General features: G+C 39.8%; 19 protein-coding genes. 6 read left to right on the top strand and 13 right to left on the bottom strand.

Annotation, left to right across the window (positions count from 1 at the left end):
- From FTU12_RS08335 to ispH, 6 genes are all read right to left on the bottom strand, one after another.
- Positions 1 to 3537 (bottom strand): PilC/PilY family type IV pilus protein, encoded by a 3537-nt coding sequence (locus FTU12_RS08335; protein WP_180114157.1) that lies wholly within the window; start codon positions 3535 to 3537, stop codon positions 1 to 3.
- A gap of 15 nt (positions 3538 to 3552) precedes the next feature.
- Positions 3553 to 4317 (bottom strand): pilus assembly protein PilX, encoded by a 765-nt coding sequence (locus tag FTU12_RS08330; RefSeq protein ID WP_180114156.1) that lies wholly within the window; start codon positions 4315 to 4317, stop codon positions 3553 to 3555.
- Positions 4314 to 5339 carry a PilW family protein gene (locus FTU12_RS08325; protein ID WP_180114155.1) on the bottom strand — a complete coding sequence of 342 codons (1026 nt, stop codon included), beginning with the start codon at positions 5337 to 5339 and terminating at the stop codon, positions 4314 to 4316. The genes FTU12_RS08330 and FTU12_RS08325 overlap by 4 nt, the downstream gene beginning before the upstream one ends.
- On the bottom strand, positions 5340 to 5843 hold the full coding sequence (pilV, locus tag FTU12_RS08320) for a type IV pilus modification protein PilV (protein WP_180114154.1): 504 nt from the start codon (positions 5841 to 5843) through the stop codon (positions 5340 to 5342).
- Positions 5843 to 6289, bottom strand: a complete 447-nt coding sequence (locus FTU12_RS08315; RefSeq protein WP_180114153.1) for a Tfp pilus assembly protein FimT/FimU — start codon at positions 6287 to 6289, stop codon at positions 5843 to 5845. Before FTU12_RS08315 ends, pilV begins: the two co-directional genes overlap by 1 nt.
- A gap of 163 nt (positions 6290 to 6452) precedes the next feature.
- Positions 6453 to 7403 (bottom strand): 4-hydroxy-3-methylbut-2-enyl diphosphate reductase, encoded by a 951-nt coding sequence (ispH, locus tag FTU12_RS08310; RefSeq protein ID WP_180105662.1) that lies wholly within the window; start codon positions 7401 to 7403, stop codon positions 6453 to 6455.
- Between the two features lie 133 nt (positions 7404 to 7536).
- Here ispH and gmk point away from each other — a divergent pair, with 133 nt between their 5' ends.
- The 6 genes from gmk (at position 7537) to bfr (ending at position 12415) form a co-directional block, all read left to right on the top strand.
- A complete protein-coding gene (gene gmk / locus FTU12_RS08305; protein ID WP_078189363.1) occupies positions 7537 to 8160 on the top strand; it encodes a guanylate kinase in 624 nt (207 codons plus the stop codon).
- Positions 8161 to 8236: 76 nt separating this feature from the next.
- Complete coding sequence (rpoZ, locus tag FTU12_RS08300) at positions 8237 to 8518, top strand: DNA-directed RNA polymerase subunit omega (protein WP_067762989.1); 282 nt, start codon at positions 8237 to 8239, stop codon at positions 8516 to 8518.
- 218 nt (positions 8519 to 8736) lie between these two features.
- Positions 8737 to 10842: a bifunctional (p)ppGpp synthetase/guanosine-3',5'-bis(diphosphate) 3'-pyrophosphohydrolase gene (locus FTU12_RS08295; protein WP_180114152.1), complete on the top strand. Its 2106-nt coding sequence runs from the start codon at positions 8737 to 8739 to the stop codon at positions 10840 to 10842.
- 54 nt (positions 10843 to 10896) lie between these two features.
- Positions 10897 to 11280 (top strand): RidA family protein, encoded by a 384-nt coding sequence (locus tag FTU12_RS08290; RefSeq protein WP_078189365.1) that lies wholly within the window; start codon positions 10897 to 10899, stop codon positions 11278 to 11280.
- Positions 11281 to 11498: 218 nt separating this feature from the next.
- Complete coding sequence (locus FTU12_RS08285) at positions 11499 to 11693, top strand: bacterioferritin-associated ferredoxin (protein WP_078192519.1); 195 nt, start codon at positions 11499 to 11501, stop codon at positions 11691 to 11693.
- Between the two features lie 257 nt (positions 11694 to 11950).
- Positions 11951 to 12415 carry a bacterioferritin gene (gene bfr / locus FTU12_RS08280; protein WP_180114151.1) on the top strand — a complete coding sequence of 155 codons (465 nt, stop codon included), beginning with the start codon at positions 11951 to 11953 and terminating at the stop codon, positions 12413 to 12415.
- A 48-nt stretch (positions 12416 to 12463) separates the two neighbouring features.
- Here bfr and tfpZ read toward each other — a convergent pair whose 3' ends face one another.
- The 7 genes from tfpZ to FTU12_RS08245 form a co-directional block, all read right to left on the bottom strand.
- A complete protein-coding gene (tfpZ, locus tag FTU12_RS08275; RefSeq protein WP_180114207.1) occupies positions 12464 to 13186 on the bottom strand; it encodes a TfpX/TfpZ family type IV pilin accessory protein in 723 nt (240 codons plus the stop codon).
- 72 nt (positions 13187 to 13258) lie between these two features.
- On the bottom strand, positions 13259 to 13756 hold the full coding sequence (locus tag FTU12_RS08270) for a pilin (RefSeq protein WP_180114150.1): 498 nt from the start codon (positions 13754 to 13756) through the stop codon (positions 13259 to 13261).
- A 204-nt stretch (positions 13757 to 13960) separates the two neighbouring features.
- Entirely contained in the window at positions 13961 to 14521 is a 561-nt protein-coding gene (locus tag FTU12_RS08265; protein WP_180114149.1) for a TPM domain-containing protein, read from the bottom strand.
- Entirely contained in the window at positions 14515 to 15582 is a 1068-nt protein-coding gene (locus FTU12_RS16590; RefSeq protein ID WP_180114148.1) for a TPM domain-containing protein, read from the bottom strand. Before FTU12_RS16590 ends, FTU12_RS08265 begins: the two co-directional genes overlap by 7 nt.
- A gap of 29 nt (positions 15583 to 15611) precedes the next feature.
- On the bottom strand, positions 15612 to 16202 hold the full coding sequence (locus FTU12_RS08255; RefSeq protein ID WP_078189372.1) for a LemA family protein: 591 nt from the start codon (positions 16200 to 16202) through the stop codon (positions 15612 to 15614).
- 161 nt (positions 16203 to 16363) lie between these two features.
- Positions 16364 to 17248 (bottom strand): metal-dependent hydrolase, encoded by an 885-nt coding sequence (locus FTU12_RS08250; RefSeq protein WP_180114147.1) that lies wholly within the window; start codon positions 17246 to 17248, stop codon positions 16364 to 16366.
- A gap of 241 nt (positions 17249 to 17489) precedes the next feature.
- A complete protein-coding gene (locus FTU12_RS08245; protein WP_078189374.1) occupies positions 17490 to 18911 on the bottom strand; it encodes an FAD-dependent oxidoreductase in 1422 nt (473 codons plus the stop codon).
- Positions 18912 to 18953: the final 42 nt, after the last annotated feature.

The raw sequence follows: 18953 nt of genomic DNA, 5'->3' as shown, positions 1-18953 counted from the left end.
CTATGATGCTTTACGCGCGAGCTTTTCATACCACCGCTGTGGGATAAGGCACACTTCTGTCGCTTCACCATTACCAAAACCACCAGTCACGGTTAAGGCAATTCGACCACTTGTATTAATACAATAATTAGTGGCACTTGTTTTACCAGTCGCGTTTGGTGGGCAGGATTCGCCTTGGCATTCTACAGGCGGACAATTTTCACCAACACATTCTTCACCACCAGTACCCCCACCATCTGTACCACCAACGGTTACTGTATGAATACCCACACCAATAACACTACGCGAAGGTTCTAATTGAGAAGCACACTGGCCAAAAGGCATACAGAATGCTGTCAACATACTTTCACCTTTTACACCAGCACCACAATCACCAGAAATACCAGGTTTACTCGCATCAAATGTTGATACATAAAGCTTATAGTTCATTGCTAATGGAGTACCAAAAACTTTTTCACTTTGTTTTTTATAGTTACTACAATTTGTCAGCTTACCATCCACACCAACCGTACAATTCTGGAATTTGTAGAACCACCCTCCAGTTCCTGTATAAGGGGCAACTAAGTTGATATTAGCAAAACGATTTGCATCTGTAATTTCACCTAGATTTGATTTTTGAAGATTTACTGTATTTAAACCCGTTGTTCTATTGAATAAGTCACGACGTGCCACATCTTTATCATAAATGTTATAAATTGCATCGTAATCATAACCTGCTTCAGTAGAAGAAAAATCCTTCATTGGTGTACTACGATTACCGCTTCCCTGTGAAATTACAGCAAAGGTCGTACCATTTTGATTATATAAAGAGAATCCTGGCATATCATAAAATCTAGGACTTTTAGCACCAGCATTTAAACTTAAAAGCTTAACAGGTGTTTTTGGAACAGCACCTTTTATCTTTTGCTTATTATCAAAATCCACTCTAAATAATTGACCACCCAAATCTCCAAAATATAAATGATCGATTAAATCATCACCATCACGATCTACAGTACGTATCTCACTTACCACACTATATTTCAAATCAGAATGCTTCGTTGCTATGACACCTGTGTTGGTATCTGCTGCGGATGTAGTAGCAACATTATCACTTGCCCACCAAAGTAGATCACCGTTATCTGCGTCAAACATATAAACGCCAGCACCTTTTGATTTCGTAGGATTATATGTGTCATTTTCATATCCAGCATATAAACCTTTCACCCCACCTGTACGCGCATCTCCATCATCACCACCAGCATCATACCCACCACCAACTAACATGACTCGTTTACGTTCACCGCCCCAGTTTATCCAACCAATCGATGGTTTAGACCAACTTTGCCCCATATATTGAAGCTGGCTAAACGTTGTAGATTTTGTTCCGCTATATACTTTTTGAGTTGCAGGATCAATATGAAATTTAAGTTCAGGACTATTAATATTACTTAAGTCTAATGCGTAATAACTGCGCCCCCCCATTCGCAAACCACCATATGCCATTTGCATACCTTTCTGGCTGGTAGTACGACCATTTCCTACAACCAAACTTCCAAAACTATCTACCACATATTGTGTATAAAGGCTCCATGCTCCATCAATACCATAGTAAAGTTTTTGCATTCCACCATTGGTAACACTGGATAAACGGAAAGCATCTTTTTGATTCTCAACCATTTCATTTGGCACAAAAGCAAACTTTTCTACACCTGTGTCTGCATCAACCACATGTAGTAAGCCTTGCGTGGTCCCAAATAATACGTAGTCCTCACGACCGGTTGACTCCATAACTTTTTTAGTCTTGTTATATTCCAACTTACCTTTATTCGTTACCAGAACTGGATAAGAATGCATCACTGCACCCATTTGGCGTAAAGGTTGCTGTGTAATTAAATTATCCACTGTCGTTGGTGGATTTGCTACATCTAAGTTATATCCTAGTAATGTAAGCAAGTAGCCACGATTTGGATCATTTTTATATGTTGCATCTGTAACATCAGTTAGCTTAACTTGACGCAATGAACTAGTACCACCAAAGGTACTACCAACAAATTTACGATTTGTTAATAGCTTTCTTTCTGTATTTTTTTGGACATCTGCTCCAAGCAGCATTTGTGACCATGCACCACCACGTGCAGCAAACTTCTTACTGCCCACTGTATTTTCATCACTATTTTCTACAGCCGTATTAACGCTTTTTGCCCAATAATCATAAACTGCAGAGGTAATATTTCCGTTAGCATCATAAGTAGGTTCTTTAATACGGCCATCGGTTTCAAATACAGTTGCCGAATTCTTGCCTTTTAGAATGCCATTATCGCCAACTAAATATTTTTTCAAATTACCCAGCCATAATTGGTAATTTGTATTTGGTGTTGGCTGGAAAGTTTGATAATAAGCATTATTTTGTAATTCAGCTGGATTCAATGCATCTCGTGGGATGGTCGGAGAACCTGTTGTTACAGAAGGAATATCTTTGGATAAGTTACTAATAAAATCATTTACACTATCAATTACATCCTGAGCTTCATTACCTGAATACCACCCACCCTCACCAATAATTCCCCAATATGCGGCTTCTTGTACATTCGTTAAATTTGTCTTTTTAGTTCCATTAGTATTTACGAATGGGGCTAAATTTTGAGCTTGAGTCTTTGTAGGATCATACGAAGCCACATTATTGAAACTTGAACCAAACCCAACTACCGCCGTCTTAAATTTCAGCTGTTTACTACTTTTCACAGGGTCAAGTAACGCTTTCGCCGTTTCTTGAATACACGACCAATTACCATTACAAGACACTCTATTCGTTCCACTTACAATACCAAGCGCTTCCCGAACCCTATCTTGTTTTGCCTCACCAGTGTTCGGCTCACCATCAGTCAATACATAGACACCTTGCCCACTACATTTTTTAATATCATCGGACTGAGTCAAAGAGTTTGGAGCTAGATAATTACCTGTGTAACTAGGCCAAGTTGAAGTACTCGATGAGCTAGTTTCCTTAGTTTCTGGTCTTGAATAATTATTATATCCTCCCCCCCCCTTATTACCCAACATATAAGAAACTGTTTCTAAATATGATGTTCCTGTTGGTGTACTTGTTGTCGCAGTCAATTTTTTAATTTCTTCAAGCAAAAGAGCTCTTTGTGTTTTTGTTTGAGTGACATTATCTCCCAACGCTCTAGCTGGTACTATAATGGCACCATTATTATTATTATTACTGTTATAACCACTCCACTTTAATGCACCTAGTGTCGATAGCCCAATGATTTTATCATCAGCTAGTTTATTATTTCCATTTAATAAAGCCTCCATTGCCTCTTTAACGCGATCGATGCGCATTTTTCCTGTACCATCTTTTTCATCCATACTCCCAGAAACATCAATCAGAAACATCAACGTAATATCACCAGATTTTGCATCTTGATAAATATCAATGTCACTTGCCTGCACTACACTAGATGTAATTAATAATGTAGACATTGCCGCTATACTTGCTGTTAAAACTTTATAACGACATGAACTAAGAAAATTTTTGTTGGGATCTTTCATTTCATTACTCCAAATCTATACAAAGTCTTGAACAATCACATATTCAGTCACATGTGATGTATATGGAACATTTAAACCAGCAAGGCACTCTGTCACTGTTTTACGTGAAATTGCATTTAGTGCCACTGAAGTACCTTCAGGAATAGTTGCTTCACTCATATGATTTCTAAAACAATTATTAATATCTGTTGTTGAAGCATTGGTTAGTGTTGGCATAACCGAGATTGCAAAAACTCTGACAGGCTTACTTCGGTCAAATTTTACAGTTTGATCATCAGTACCAAATTGCGCACCAAAAAATGGATCATTTTCAGAAATACTTGTAAATTTCACAGCCACTTGTGTCATTACCGCCTTACGACCACTAGTAAAAAAGTTAGTCGTACTTTCATCAGCATTACAGTATCCATCTACACCAAACTCATTATTTGTTGGGGCTGCCTCACCAGGCTTCCAATAAATTAAACTGGCGCGATTAATATCAAAAAAACTTGGCTCTGCTCCGCGATAGCAAAAGACCATTTCCTTTTCCTTATCTGTAGCACCACTGATATATCCAAACATACCACTCGAGCTTAATGCTTGAATGATATTGTCTTCACGCTCAACATTAAAAAAAGCTGAGTCCGAGTTTTGAAGCAAAAGCTGTTGAGCTTGACTGTTTGTTGCAATATTTAAGCTCACTAAACTTTGGCGAACAGCCAAAGTTCCCAGGACAATAATTGCAAGTAAAAGAAATAAGACAACAATTAAAGTTGCACCACGCTGTTTATTTATCATTGTCCTCTCTCCCCGAAAGTGTTACGCAACGATACTGTCTGCGTGACAACTTGTCTTGCATATTTAGGAGCACCAGCTGCAGGTGTCGTTACGGTTACATCTTGATCTAAAACACGAAAGACTTGATCATCTTTAAAATCAGCACCACCACCCACTGTCTGATTTGAGCGCACCAATACCCCTAGTTGTACAGCTAAAATTCTAGGACGTGGATTCATAGCCATGTATGTTGCTGCATCGACATAACGATGATTGTTACCTGACTGAATCGAATATAAAACTCTAAATTGATCTGCTCTTTTTATAATAATTTCACCTGCTCCACCCAAACCTTCAATTTCAGTTGGTGAGCCCTCTAAGGGATAGTGGCCCGCATCACATGCCAATGCCAAAGGTGAATTAGGTTCACTTGTACTATTATTAGTATCTGCTCTTAAAAAATAACGCTGCACTACAACATGTCGACCTTCCGTACGAGTAAATTCAAGTTCATTCCCCTCACAATCGGATCCACCATACCAAACATCATCTGTTTCAGTTGCCGTATTTTTATGATCTAAAATATATTGAGGCACAAATTGAATTGTAAGCTGATCACTAGCTTCCCCTTGTACGTTAGAAACCCCTGTCCACTGTGGAGCCGTTCCAACTGAAAGACCACGGCTTCTGCTTAAAAGCGTTTGATTTACAGAATTGCCGTCTAAACTTATCGGTAAATTTGCATGTTTTACACCACTTACCTCAACAGAATTTGAAGATGAACGAAAAACCACTCCACCATAAGTTGTCAAATCGTTGATGCTAGATTGAACCGTATTTAAGTTCCCTAACCGAATATCTTTCACAATATAATTCAGCCCAAAATTAGCATCATCCTGTAAACTAGCCTGTCCTTGCTGTAATGCTTGGCTACGCGAACTTGTCAGAAATAGCATTGTGGCTGCTGCCACGATTACTAAACCTAGAGCTAATGCAATCATCAATTCAATTAAGGTAAAGCCTGCTTGTTTAATTGGGTTCATTTAGTAAACCTCCATAATCAAACATGTTGATTCCTGTTCATAGCTAGCCCCTGTTGTACAGTTCCCCGCTTCAGCACCATCAGTAGCAGAAGTATCTCCCCACGCAACATAAATACATCTACGGCTATCCGTATTTCCTTGGCATGGTAAGTAATTTACAGACATTCCAATAACTCTTGCTTTTGTTGCAATCTGAGCAACATCAAAATCAGCCAAATCAGTACTAGAACAATTCGCATTAAAGCAATTTGTTGGAAAAACTCTCTGAGTATTTGCTGTATTCAGCTGAAAGGCATAAACATCTTCAGCACCACGATTCACTCGCATTCTTTCTGCCAAATCACGTGCTAAGTTGATCGCTTGAATTCGCGAACCACTTTCAGCAGTTGCCTCAATAGCACGGTATTGCAAAGCGATAAAACCCATTACCCCGATTGCAAGTATCAAAAGGGCTACCAATACTTCAATTAAACCAACACCTTGTTGATTACTTTTGTTAATCATTAGCATGTCCCCTCAACAACCTGCTGAATCGTTCCCATTTTTGAAACACTAATTGTTTGAGATTTACCACCTGCAACAGAACATAAAATAAAACTTGTATCTGTTGTTGCTCCAACTACTCCACCACTTAGTCCATATGTAATACTTGTTTCACTTGCGGCAGTTAAATGTGTTTTACCATGAGGCATCCAATTCACTACTGTGGCAGTATCTATAGGCAATGCATCTGTTTCTTTTAAATTTAAATTGACATCTATGCTTCTACGTTCCAAGACTGCCTTTGCCCGCGTTTGATTTAATACCCCAATAAGCTCATTTGTGCTTTTCTTTAAATTTTGGCGAACAATCATATCTCCAAACGAAGGCGCAGCCAAAGTCGCGATAATCGCTATTACAGCAATCGTCACCATCAACTCAATTAACGTAAATCCTTTATTTTTCTGCATACTCCCCCCAAGGCGCGCCAAACTTTACCCTATTAAAAATAATATCTAATTAAATTACAAAACAAACACAAATAAGGATAAAAGGCATAAAAAAACAGATAATTGCCAAAAAGCAATTATCTGTCAATTCTTAAAAAAATCAGAATGTTAAATCTTTAACACTTTATGCCTGAGTTACAGGAATACGTAACTCTTTTGGCAAACTAAATGTAATATTTTCTTCGCGACCATCCAATTCTTGCGGCGCTTTTGCCCCCCAATCTTGTAGTCGCTGAATTACCTGTTTAATTAAAATTTCAGGTGCCGATGCTCCTGCAGTTACACCAATTTTTGTGTGCTCATTAAACCAGTCTTGCTGCAACTGATCGGCATTGTCCACCAAATACGCATGCTTACCCATCCGTTCAGCCAATTCACGTAATCGGTTCGAGTTCGAAGAGTTCGGTGAACCCACAACCAAAACAACATCACATTGTTCAGCAAGATCTCGTACGGCATCTTGGCGGTTTTGAGTGGCATAACAAATATCATCTTTACGCGGCCCCTGAATTTCAGGAAATTTCTGACGTAAGGCATCAATGACTTTTGCTGTGTCATCTATAGAAAGCGTTGTCTGAGTTACAAACGCTACTTTTTCAGGATGCACCACTTTTAGATCAGCAACATCTTGTTCATCTTCAACCAAATAAATCGAACCACCATTTTTGGTGTCATATTGGCCCATTGTCCCTTCAACTTCTGGGTGACCTTCATGACCAATCAAAATCGCTTCCACGCCTTCACGTGCGTACTTGGTCACTTCTATATGTACCTTGGTCACCAAAGGGCACGTCGCATCAAAAACTTTTAGCCCACGGCGTTCAGCTTCTTGTTGTACCGCTTTAGATACACCATGCGCACTGAAAATCACGATATTGTCATCTGGCACTTCATCCAGTTCATCCACAAATATCGCACCGCGTTGACGCAGGTCGTCCACCACAAATTTATTATGTACTACCTCATGACGCACATATATTGGGGGGTTAAAGCATTCCAGTGCACGGTTCACAATCGCGATGGCGCGATCAACACCTGCACAGAAACCGCGTGGATTAGCTAAAACAATTTCCATAGAATCCTCAATGCCCACTCAATTTTACGGGTATCACTTGAAATAAATGTAAACAATAGACGTCTAACTATTTTGTTTGGCGCGCGTCTACTCTAAAATAGAGAAGATATTTTATCATATCAGGAAAAATATCATGTCGGGTCTCTTGTTTGTCGTTTCTGCTGCTTCGGGAACGGGCAAAACATCCCTCGTTAAAGCCCTGCTTGAACGTGTAAACAATTTACATGTCTCTGTTTCTCATACCACTCGTGGTCAGCGTCCTGGCGAATTAGACGGCGTACATTATCATTTTGCTAAAAAAGAAGATTTTCTATCTTTGGTAAATGAAGGTGGCTTCATTGAATATGCAGAAGTTTTTGGTAATTATTACGGTACTGCGCAGCGCACAGTAAAAGAACAATTGGCCAAAGGTCATGACGTTTTACTTGAAATTGACTGGCAAGGTGCTGAACAGGTTCGTAAACTTTTTCCTGAATCTAGACAAATTTTTATTCTTCCTCCGAGTCAATTTGATCTACGTCAACGTTTATCCAATCGTGGTACAGACTCTGTTGAAGTGATTGAACATCGTCTCAGCTGTGCCGTAGAAGATATGCAGCAATATGTTAATTTTGACTATGTCATTATTAATGATGACTTTAATAAAGCACTGCATGACTTAGAGTCTGTGATTATTGCCAATCGTCTTGTTTTAAAACAACAAGCCATGCGCCATGAAAAACTGATTGAGAAATTAATCACCCCTACGGAACAGTGATTAAAACTTGAGTCTATAGACAAAGCACCTTATACTGCACAGTCTGTTAAAAATTTATATTCAAACGAGAATTCTTATGGCACGCGTAACCGTTGAAGATTGTTTAGACCATGTAGACAACCGCTTTGAGCTTGTACTAGTGGCAAGCAAACGCGCGCGTCAATTGGCACGTCAAGGTATCGAACCTACTGTTGAGTGGGACAATGACAAACCAACCGTTGTTGCTCTTCGTGAAATCGCAGCGGGTCACGTTTCTAAAGACATTTTGAAACAACGTGAACAAGACTACCAAACTTCAAGTTTAGACCTTGCACTTTCTGCAAATAACCTAAACTTAGACGGTTTTTCTTTCCAATAAGATAAACCTGACCTTAAAAGCCTAGTTTTTAACTAGGCTTTTTTTATGGATTCTCTTTAATATTTTACTCAGAACAGTTATAACATAAGCTTAAGAAGTGCAAAGCAAGCGAAAAAGATTTTCATTTTTTTAAACTAAAAAATTGACAAGTCATGCAATATGCATTTCATTAAAGTATTAACCGTTTCATTTGTAAATCAGTAGTAAAAGGGTGTTCTATGCCAGGCCCAATGGTCAGCCAAGCCAAGCAACAGTTAAATGTGATAATCGACGCTTACCTTTCAGTAAGTGATGTCGAACGCGTGCTTGAAGCTTGCGACTATGCGGATATTGCCCATGATGGCATTACTCGTAAAAGTGGCGAACCCTATATCCTTCACCCGATTGCGGTGAGCTGTATTTTGGCGCATATGCGCCTTGATGCGGAAACTTTAATGGCCGCTTTACTGCATGATGTCATCGAAGATACTGAATTTACCAAACAAGATATTACTGAAAAATTTGGCCTGACCGTTGCTGAACTCGTCGACGGTGTCACCAAACTCAGCCATTCTAGTGATAAAGAATATAATAAAGCCGCATCCTTCCGTAAAATTCTGCAAGCCACCCTACAAGACCCACGTGTCATTATTATTAAACTTGCGGATCGTTATCACAATATGACCACACTGGGTGCTTTACGCCCTGACAAACGTGCTCGTATTGCCCAAGAAACCTTTGAAATTTTTGTGCCTATGGCACGTCTTGTCGGTATGAATGAAATGGCCGACAACCTTGAACATTTGTGTTATCAAAATCTAGATTTGGATATGTATAACAATGTTCAAGAAGCGTTATTGCAAACCAAACCGAAACGCTGCGAATACCAAACCAAATGGGAAAACAACCTCACTACCCTACTTGAACAGCACCATATTTCAGGTCGAATTAAAAAGAAAAATAATAATATTGAATTACTTCGCCACTTCGTAAAAAACGATATCGATCTGCAAGAGCTCACTCATAGTCATGCCTTTGAAATTATTTTACAAAGCATCGCAGACTGTGACCGACTTGCTGACATCCTCAAAGAAAGTTTTAAGGTTTTAAATTACACCGATCATATCCGTCGCCCACTCCCAGGTGGCAACCAGTCACTGATGATGCGTTTAAAAGGTGAAAAGACCATTTTATCGCTGACCATCCAAACAGAGCTAATGCGTAAAGCGGCGCGGTTTGGTGTGGTCCTCGGTGAAAATGCACCGCAAGCTTGTCGTTCAGCGATCCAAGCCTCCATGCAAAATTTAAATGTGCTAGTGGATGGCGAATGCGCAAAGACTACATTTAGTGAATTACTCGATTATCTACATCAAGAAAAAATTTGGGTTTATACCCCACACGGTCATTTGCATGAACTCCCTCAGGGTGCGACAGCGGTTGATTTTGCTTATTCAGCGAGCTTATTTTTGGGCAACCATGCTGTTGGTGCGAAAATTAATGGTGAAACCAAACCCCTTTCAACACCATTACTGAGTGGTCAAGTGGTTGAAATTATCACTGATGTTCTTGCAACACCAAACCCTGACTGGCTGAGCTTTATTAACACCCAAAAAGCCCGTCGTGCATTACAAAACATCCTACGTGACCAAGACCAAGACGAACAACGCTTAGTTGGTCAGCAAGCTTTAAATCGCGCATTAAAACTCTTTAACCGTTCTGTGAGTGATTTGACATTAGCCGATTGGGAAAATGTGCTGAATTGGCGTCATTTAAATGATAAAGAACAATTATTTGAACAGATCGCCGTGGGTGATTTACTGCCTCAATTGGTTGCCAATCATTTATATGCTCAAGACACCATTCAGACTTCAAATTCTGCACGCTTGATCTTGGGTACTGATGGTGTCGACGTCAAATATGCGCATTGTTGTAACCCCGTTTTAGGTGATCCAATTCAAGGTCATTTATCACGTCGTGGTTTGATTGTGCACCGTTCACGTTGTCACAACTTATTGCATGAACAGCATTTACATCCTGAAAATATCATGCCTTTACACTGGACAACAGAAGACAGTGAAGACATTAGTTTTACAGCCTATTTATGCTTAAACATGCTGTTAAATGATGAGCAAATTTCAGAACTGATCTATCTATGCCGTAAAGAAAAAGTGGGTGTAGAAACAGTCCGCTCACATGAAGAAAAAACCTATGTGAATATTGTTGTACACAACCGTAAACAAATTGCCGAAATTATCCGTAATTTAAGAATGCATTTTGGCTTCCCACGCATCAGTCGTTTGGCACAACCTGTTGCCATTGCTGAGCCTGCGAAAGTTGCCAGCTAACCTGACACCGCATATTTATATGTGCTGTGTCTGTGATGATAATAGGAGAAATAGATGTCCCGCCAGGTAATCCATACTGAAAATGCACCCGCTGCAATTGGTACTTACTCACAAGCCATTTTAGTGGGCGACACTTTGTATTTATCAGGTCAAATTGGCTTAGATCCATATAGCATGGAGCTGGTAGAAGGCATTGAAGCTCAAATTCGCCGTGTATTCGACAACTTAAAAGCGGTATGTGAAGCTGCAGGTGGTACGCTAGCAGATATCGCTAAGCTGAATATTTTCCTCACTGACCTTTCTAACTTCCAATTGGTCAACCAAATTATGGGCGAATATTTTGCTCAACCCTACCCTGCACGTGCAGCACTCGGCGTAGCAAGTCTACCAAAAGGTGCGCTAGTTGAAATGGATGGGGTGGTGATTATTAATCAATAAGTTAGTAAACATCGCTTAAGCCCTTCACGAAATATCACATTCCAAAAGAACAAAAAGACTCACATGGAAATCTGAGCATTACTCAGATTTCCGCTTAAATGACAGTTTTTATTCAAAAACTCAATCACTTTAAAAGCATTTTTAAATGATTTTTATTGACAAACGATAATAATTATCAATAATATTACTTATCCCATTTATTCACTTGGTTTGATTTCATGTACGTTTGTTTGTGCCGTGGTATTACTGATCAAGACATTAAAGATGCAATTGCCAATGGTGCAGAAAGCTATCGTGAAGTTCGCGATATGCTCGATTTAGGCACCTGTTGTGGTCGCTGTGCTCCTGAAGCACGTATGATCATCAGTGATGAAGTTGCACAAATTGCAGCCCGTATCGCAATTGCTGCATAAGCCAAGCTTTTAAATTTTCTTAACAATCATAATTATAAAACCAATGGTCTCAGACCATTCCTCCTCCCCCGCTTCTGACTCTAAGCGGGTTTTTATTTGTTAAATATCTGGAAATTAGCGCCTTGTTTTGATTGTGATTTTCATTTGCTGTTCTATAAAACACTCGCTAAATTACACTTTGTTGTTTAAGATATTTCTATTCTAATATCGAATTTATATTGCTTAGTTCGAGCTTTATTGCAGTTAAGGAGTCAGACATGAAAGGCAATCGTGATGTAATTAATCAGTTAAATCAGGTGCTTTATCATCATTTAACTGCAATTAATCAATATTTTCTTCATTCACGGATGTTCAACGATTGGGGCATTGAGCAACTCGGTTCTGCGGAATATAAAGAATCAATTCGTCAAATGAAGCATGCTGATAAAATAATTGAACGTATTTTATTTTTAGAAGGTTTACCTAACTTACAACACCTAGGTAAGCTCTATATCGGTCAGCATACCGTTGAAGTTTTAAATTGTGATGTACGTAAAGTCAAAGAGAACATTGAAGCCATTCAAACTGCAGTTAAACTAGCAGAAGAGCAGTTAGATTATGTCACTCGAGATCTAGTTCAAGAGATTTTAGAAAAAGAAGAAGAATGGTTGGATTGGGCTACAACTCAGCTTGATTTGGTTGAATCTTTGGGTATAGAGAATTACATTCAAAGTCAAATTTAAACTTATTAAAAAACCCGCAGATGCGGGTTTTTTATTATTCACAAATCACTACCAAGGGCGAAGGTCAACGATTTTAATAACTTCACCTGTTTCTTTATTGACTAAGACTGTCATATCGATTGCGTTCGCTTTTAGCGGGAAATAAGCATCTGCTTTAGGATTTTGTTTTAATATTTTTTCAACTAAATGATTGTCATTAAATTGCTTCAAAACCTCTAAGGATTTTGATCTAGTTTCAATTTCAAATTTTGTTAGAACAAATGGTCGATAATATTTTGGTTGTTGCGCGGGACTTATACCTGACTGAGATTCTTCTAACATCATTTCCAATTGCTCATTTGCAGTTTTCACACGTGTTTCAACAGAAATATATTTTGTTCCAAGCCAAGGTGTTGGATATTTTTGATTTGCACCTATAATATCATTCGCACGAACAAGCTCGAAGCGGTCTACTGTATATGCAATCCAAACAGGTCGGCCTTGATACATAGAATATACACCATAACATAATGCGTTTAACTGTATCAGTACAATTACAAGTAAATCGATTTTTAAAGTTTTCTTATTTTTCTTATACACAATAAATGTCAGTACTGGCCCTAACACTACATCCACACCCAACATAATAAGAAATAACCCACTAACACCAGTTGCTTGAGCCAATGGTGATGGGTAAATTATAAAAAAAACTAGCATAAAACAGAGTAATGCAAAAAAGCTACTAAGCAAGAGATGTATTGCGGTAGCTTTGAGTTTATCTTTAATTAGCATATTCACGTTCAAATACTCTTTTAAAAGCATAAAAAAACAGCCCGAAGACTGTTTTTTTATAAATATTAAATATTAACGGCAAGAAGCTGGAACATACTTTTTATCACCAGAGAAAGTACATTCCCAAGTTTTAATTGGTAAATTTGTACCAGTCACATAGTTATTGGCAGCCATTTTAGTCGTCCCTTTACCTGTAGCATCAATTGCAGCATATGGAGTAATTGTCAAAATTTTACCATCTGGATCAGTAGCTTTAATATTTTGGACAGTTACTGTAATTTCACCAAGTGCAGTAGTATTTAATTGCTTAACATATTTGCTAGCTACAGGTGTACTTGAACCAGCTTCGCCACAACCCCAAGTATTTGCTGTCGGTGCTGCTTTTAAGCCAGAATCTGCAGCTTCTGAAATTGTATTTTTACAAGTTGTTGCCGCTAGTACAACTTCAGACATTTTTGCACGCGCTGTATAGTCTTGATATGCAGGTAGTGCAACAGCAGCCAAAATACCGATAATTGCAACAACGATCATTAATTCGATAAGAGTAAAACCCTTTTGAACTGATTTCATAACATTCTCCACAAATGTTTTTTAATTTAATTATTTAATAAAGCTATGTAGCTTGTTTTATAAATAGCACAGAGCGTGCCAAGAATTATTATAGTGAAAATGACAGAAAAAACAGCACTTTAAAAAAATATTTTTATTTTTTGTAATCATTACGTCTCTTTTTGTGTTTAAAAGTGACGATTTGTGTCACTTTATCACCGTTTTTTAGCGCAAAATTATTGGCGCATTTGCGATTTCATTATTTCGATCTACAGACTTCCCTGCATAAAAGTGATCCATCACTTCACCAATCTCTTTTACACCTGCCGTCAAAGCTGTTCGGTATTGTTTATTTTGCATGTTTTGGATAATTCGCGCGCAAATAGCTTGCCACACTTGGGCATTGGTTGCCTGTCTCATCCCACGATCAATGACAATTTCAACCTGACGTTCACATAAGTTTAAATAAAGCAAAACACCACTATTAAATTCTGTATCCCACACACCCAGTTCAGCAAAGAGCTGTTCAGCACGTGCACGGGTATTTTGATAATAGGCTTGGTTCGAAGGAATATGCCCTTCGATCACCACCTGTATTTCGCCCACATGGCCATGCTCAGCTTCTGTCACCGCTTGCGCAATGGCCTGCTGATCTTGCTTATTAAAAAACCGGTTTGCTGCAGGCATATAAAAAAAGTGCTTCAACCAGCGTTTAAAACTTGGTTGTTGTATTTCCTGTGTTTTAGGACAGGTGACAATTTCTGTTGTTTCTGTTTTCGTTACCATGAGCCTGATGCTCCCCCACCGCCAAAGCCACCACCGCCTCCGCTATAGCCGCCGCCACCAAAGCCACCACCTCCGCTACGGCCTCCACCGCCCCCACCACCAGCAAGGAACATTTGAAAAATGGTTTGAGCAATAGCCGTAATCAGTAAAAAGAAAATTGCTCCACCCATCAACAGACTGGTGAGTAGACCTGCACCGTTGACCAAACCCGCAACGGTACCTGCAACAGCAGCAGTTGACGCACTTAAGCGCTTACCCACTATAAATGATGCAAAAATACCAATCACCAAAATGATGAGAACCGTTGTAAACGTTTTCTCTTTGGCTTGTTGCTCGTGTAAGGCTTGTTCCTGACGTTCTTTCAGCTCTTGGGCTGCTTGAGCTGCAACTTCAGGGTCTTGATTTAAAATTTGGGTTATTTCCGTTAAGCCAGCATCAATGCCTTGAGCATATTGGGCTTGCTTAAAATGAGGTGTAATTTGATTTCGAATTATGCGACTAACGATGATATCGGGCATGATTCCTTCTAACCCATAACCCGTTAATATTTGTATGCGACGATCATTCACAGCGATCGCCATCAATATCCCATTGTCACGTTTTGCTGAACCGAGTTGCCATTTTTCTGCAACACGCATGGCGTAATCAAAAATATCTTCTTGACCTGTGGTTGGCACAATCACGACGCCAATTTGTGCCTTGCCTTGTTCGTGTAACTGTAAAATTTTCTGGCTAATGGCTTGCTTTTCAGCAGCTGAAAGTAAATTTGCCTGATCAACTACAGGTTCATTTAGGGTCGGCAAGCCGCGAATCGACTCGCCATCTGCCATATCATTGGCAATACTCGGCTGCTGAATTTTGATTTCAGGCTCTGCTGTTGTTTCTTTTTGCGTAGCTGACTGTTGATCTTTTAATATTTTACCGACAGCAACTGTTTCAGCATCTACATCTGTAGCGGTGGCAGTTTCTGCATGTGTGAAACCCACCACACACAATAAGCATGCTAAAACCATGCGCTGCAACCACAACAAACCTGTATGTTTTAGCTCAAAATCCACCATCAGCCCACCTCACAATGCAGTGATGCCAATTAATTAAAATCAACTTTCGGTGCAGTTTGTGCACTTTGCTCTGCGCTAAAGTTAGGCTTTGTATCCATACCAATGACTTTAGCCGTCATCACTTGCGGGAACTGGCGTGCATAGCCATTAAAGTCTTGTACCGTAGTAATGTAGCGATTACGTGCGACAGCGATCCTGTTTTCAGTGCCTTCAAGCTGTACCTGTAAATCACGGAATTGCTCATTGGCTTTTAAGTCTGGATAATTTTCCGAGACTGCAATTAAACGAGAAAGTGCGCTGGTCATCTGCGCTTGAGCTTCTTGATATTTTTGGAACAGTGCTGGATCTTCCAAAACTTCCTTATCCACTTTTAAGCCTGCAACATTGGCACGTGCTTGAGTCACTTCAGTCAGTACTTGTTCCTCATGTTTCGCGTAGCCTTTCACGACATTGACAAGGTTTGGTACCAAATCTGCACGGCGTTGATATTGGTTTTGCACTTCAGACCATGCTGCTGTAACGGCTTCGTCTTTAACTTGTAATGTGTTATAGCCACAACCACTCAGGGTCAATGTACTGACTAATGCGATTGCGAGCATGCTTTTTTTCATTGAATTCATAACCCTTAACCTCAAGTATTTATTTGTAATTGTTTAAATAAATTCATTCTAACCTTATTTTTCGAATGAATTATGTATTTTCTTTGTGATTAAATTCATCTACTCGAAAAATATTTAGCATGAAAAAAAGCCCACAACTCGGGCTTTTTTAACATTTTGAATTAACTATACAATTGCGGTGTAATTTCAGTCTGAAAACTTTCCATTTGATATTTATCAGCAAGGCGTTCTTTCCAATATTTCACGATCTGACTGTAATCAATTTCGCTCGGATGGAATTCCGCTTTGTAATATGACAAATATTCAGGCGTCAATTGTATAAACATTTTTGCCAATAAATACGCCCCGAAAATATTTCCGCCCAGCTTTGGCAAACTTTTTTTCTTATCCTGCATAAATAGCTTAGTTGCAGAATAAAACGTAAGACTTGCAAAACCCGTGGTCACACTGCGCATAATCATGCGACGTATTTTATCATCACCATAGACATGTTGATATACATCAAATGCCACCGCGCGGTGCTCAATCTCTTCAATCACATGCCACACCCAAAGTTTCACTGCATCATCATCTAAAGTACTGAGCACTTCAGGATGTCTTAAAATATAGCCACCAAGCAAAGCGGTAAAATGTTCAAATGCACAGGTAATTGCCAACTGTATTTTTGGATGTAAGTTTTTTACATAGCTGTCTTTACGCGCCAGCCATGCTTGGAAACGATCTAAATTATAAGTTTCACTGCGCCAAGCATCGTTAAATTCAGCATGGGCTTTGGAATGCATCGCTTCTTGCCCAATGAATGCCGCGATCTCAGCTTTCAATTTTTCATCACTGACTTTATCGCGTACATTACGCACGCTATGCACAAAGAATTGCTCACCAATGGGAAAGGTCGATGACAATGCCGTCAACAAATGCGACATCACCGGTGAGTTGGCAAAATAATGCCGGCGAATCGCTTTAGGATTGAATTGTGCTCGACGTACCGTAATGCCAATGGCTTTAGGACGATTTAGATATGTTTTTTGTGTCGTCACTTGCGTCATGGTCGCTTCCTAAGATTTAGATCATGATCGCAGTATGTAATTCCTAAGCTCTTTCACACATGGCAAAATGTGCTAGCACATTTGCATAATTCACCATTCTAAAGCGCTGTCTGACAACTTTTCAGCGTATTTATCTGCAAAATCCATTTACTTGTCATTTGAGGTAAATTCCAAAAAATAAAAAACCCGCCGAAGCGAGTTTTTTTGAATAAATCCAATGCAATCACTGGCATGTCATGACTTAAACATCTAAGTAATCAAGAATACCTTCTGCAGCTTGGCGACCTTCCCAGATTGCGGTTACCACAAGGTCAGATCCCCGGACCATATCACCGCCGGCAAAAATTTTCGGATTCGATGTCTGGAACTTAAATTCTTGCTGTTCAGCAGCAATGACGCGACCTGAACCATCCATACTGATGTTTGATGTTGTAAACCAATCTGCAGGGCTGGTACGGAAACCGAAGGCAAGCAATACTGCATCTGCTGGTAAAATTTCTTCTGAACCTGGAACTGGCTCAGGGCTACGACGACCGCGACTATCAGGTGCACCTAGCTGTGTAGTCACAACTTTAACACCCGTCACTTTGCCATTTTCACCTACAATTTCAATCGGCTGGCGATTAAATTGGAAATCCACACCTTCTTCACGTGCATTTTTCACTTCACGACGTGAACCCGGCATGTTTTCTTCATCACGACGGTAGGCACAGACAACGGATTCGGCGCCTTGACGGATCGAGGTACGGTTACAGTCCATCGCGGTATCACCACCACCCAGAACAATCACTTTTTTGCCTTCCATGCTGATGTATTCAGATGGATCTTTTTCCCATCCTTGCGTACGGTTGACATTGGCAATCAAGAAATCCAGTGCATCATGCACACCAACAAGGTCTTCACCCGCGAAACCGCCCTTCATGTAGGTATAAGTTCCCATACCCATGAATACAGCGTCGTAATCAGCCAGTAGCTGATCAATGGTCACATCTGTACCAATTTCAGTATTTAGACGGAATTCAACGCCCATGCCAGAGAAAATCTCACGGCGACGTTTCATCACATCTTTTTCCATTTTGAATTCTGGAATACCAAATGTCAGCAAACCACCAATTTCAGGGCGTTTGTCGAATACAACTGGCTTCACACCATTACGTACAAGAATATCGGCACAGCCAAGGCCAGCAGGGCCTGCACCAATAATCGCAACTTTTTTGTCTGTCCACTTAACGTGTGACATATCTGGACGCCAGCCCAATGCAAAGGCTGTATCGTTAATGTATTTTTCAGCATTACCAATGGTGACTGCACCAAAGCCGTCATTTAGCGTACATGCGCCTTCACATAAACGGTCTTGTGGGCACACACGACCACAAACTTCAGGCAATGTATTGGTTTGATGACACAATTCAGCCGCTTGGAAAATGCGACCTTCTGCAATCAATTTTAACCAGTTAGGAATGTAGTTATGTACAGGACATTTCCATTCACAATACGGGTTACCGCAACCTAAGCAACGGTGCGTTTGGTTTTTTGCAACTTCAGCTGTAAACGGTTTATAGATTTCCACAAATTCTGCTTTGCGGACAACTAGATCTTTTTTCTCTGGATCTTGGCGTGCTACATCCAGGAACTGAAAGTCATTATTTAGGCGCTCTGCCATGTCTCTCTCCGTGGGTAGGTGTAAGCATGTTTGACTTACACC

It is taken from the genome of Acinetobacter sp. YH12063 (assembly GCF_013419715.1).
Classification (GTDB): domain Bacteria; phylum Pseudomonadota; class Gammaproteobacteria; order Pseudomonadales; family Moraxellaceae; genus Acinetobacter; species Acinetobacter amyesii.
The sequence above is the reverse complement of the archived record's forward strand: the minus strand, read 5'-3'. Positions and strand labels throughout refer to the sequence as shown.

What these genes read in the sequence shown, in the direction of transcription:
- FTU12_RS08335 (WP_180114157.1), bottom strand. Translation starts at nt 3,537, where the DNA reads ATGAAAGATCCCAACAAAAATTTTCTTAGTTCATGTCGTTATAAAGTT.
- FTU12_RS08330 (WP_180114156.1), bottom strand. Translation starts at nt 4,317, where the DNA reads ATGATAAATAAACAGCGTGGTGCAACTTTAATTGTTGTCTTATTTCTT.
- FTU12_RS08325 (WP_180114155.1), bottom strand. Translation starts at nt 5,339, where the DNA reads ATGAACCCAATTAAACAAGCAGGCTTTACCTTAATTGAATTGATGATT.
- pilV (WP_180114154.1), bottom strand. Translation starts at nt 5,843, where the DNA reads ATGATTAACAAAAGTAATCAACAAGGTGTTGGTTTAATTGAAGTATTG.
- FTU12_RS08315 (WP_180114153.1), bottom strand. Translation starts at nt 6,289, where the DNA reads ATGCAGAAAAATAAAGGATTTACGTTAATTGAGTTGATGGTGACGATT.
- ispH (WP_180105662.1), bottom strand. Translation starts at nt 7,403, where the DNA reads ATGGAAATTGTTTTAGCTAATCCACGCGGTTTCTGTGCAGGTGTTGAT.
- gmk (WP_078189363.1), top strand. Translation starts at nt 7,537, where the DNA reads ATGTCGGGTCTCTTGTTTGTCGTTTCTGCTGCTTCGGGAACGGGCAAA.
- rpoZ (WP_067762989.1), top strand. Translation starts at nt 8,237, where the DNA reads ATGGCACGCGTAACCGTTGAAGATTGTTTAGACCATGTAGACAACCGC.
- FTU12_RS08295 (WP_180114152.1), top strand. Translation starts at nt 8,737, where the DNA reads ATGCCAGGCCCAATGGTCAGCCAAGCCAAGCAACAGTTAAATGTGATA.
- FTU12_RS08290 (WP_078189365.1), top strand. Translation starts at nt 10,897, where the DNA reads ATGTCCCGCCAGGTAATCCATACTGAAAATGCACCCGCTGCAATTGGT.
- FTU12_RS08285 (WP_078192519.1), top strand. Translation starts at nt 11,499, where the DNA reads ATGTACGTTTGTTTGTGCCGTGGTATTACTGATCAAGACATTAAAGAT.
- bfr (WP_180114151.1), top strand. Translation starts at nt 11,951, where the DNA reads ATGAAAGGCAATCGTGATGTAATTAATCAGTTAAATCAGGTGCTTTAT.
- tfpZ (WP_180114207.1), bottom strand. Translation starts at nt 13,186, where the DNA reads ATGCTAATTAAAGATAAACTCAAAGCTACCGCAATACATCTCTTGCTT.
- FTU12_RS08270 (WP_180114150.1), bottom strand. Translation starts at nt 13,756, where the DNA reads ATGAAATCAGTTCAAAAGGGTTTTACTCTTATCGAATTAATGATCGTT.
- FTU12_RS08265 (WP_180114149.1), bottom strand. Translation starts at nt 14,521, where the DNA reads ATGGTAACGAAAACAGAAACAACAGAAATTGTCACCTGTCCTAAAACA.
- FTU12_RS16590 (WP_180114148.1), bottom strand. Translation starts at nt 15,582, where the DNA reads ATGGTGGATTTTGAGCTAAAACATACAGGTTTGTTGTGGTTGCAGCGC.
- FTU12_RS08255 (WP_078189372.1), bottom strand. Translation starts at nt 16,202, where the DNA reads ATGAATTCAATGAAAAAAAGCATGCTCGCAATCGCATTAGTCAGTACA.
- FTU12_RS08250 (WP_180114147.1), bottom strand. Translation starts at nt 17,248, where the DNA reads ATGACGCAAGTGACGACACAAAAAACATATCTAAATCGTCCTAAAGCC.
- FTU12_RS08245 (WP_078189374.1), bottom strand. Translation starts at nt 18,911, where the DNA reads ATGGCAGAGCGCCTAAATAATGACTTTCAGTTCCTGGATGTAGCACGC.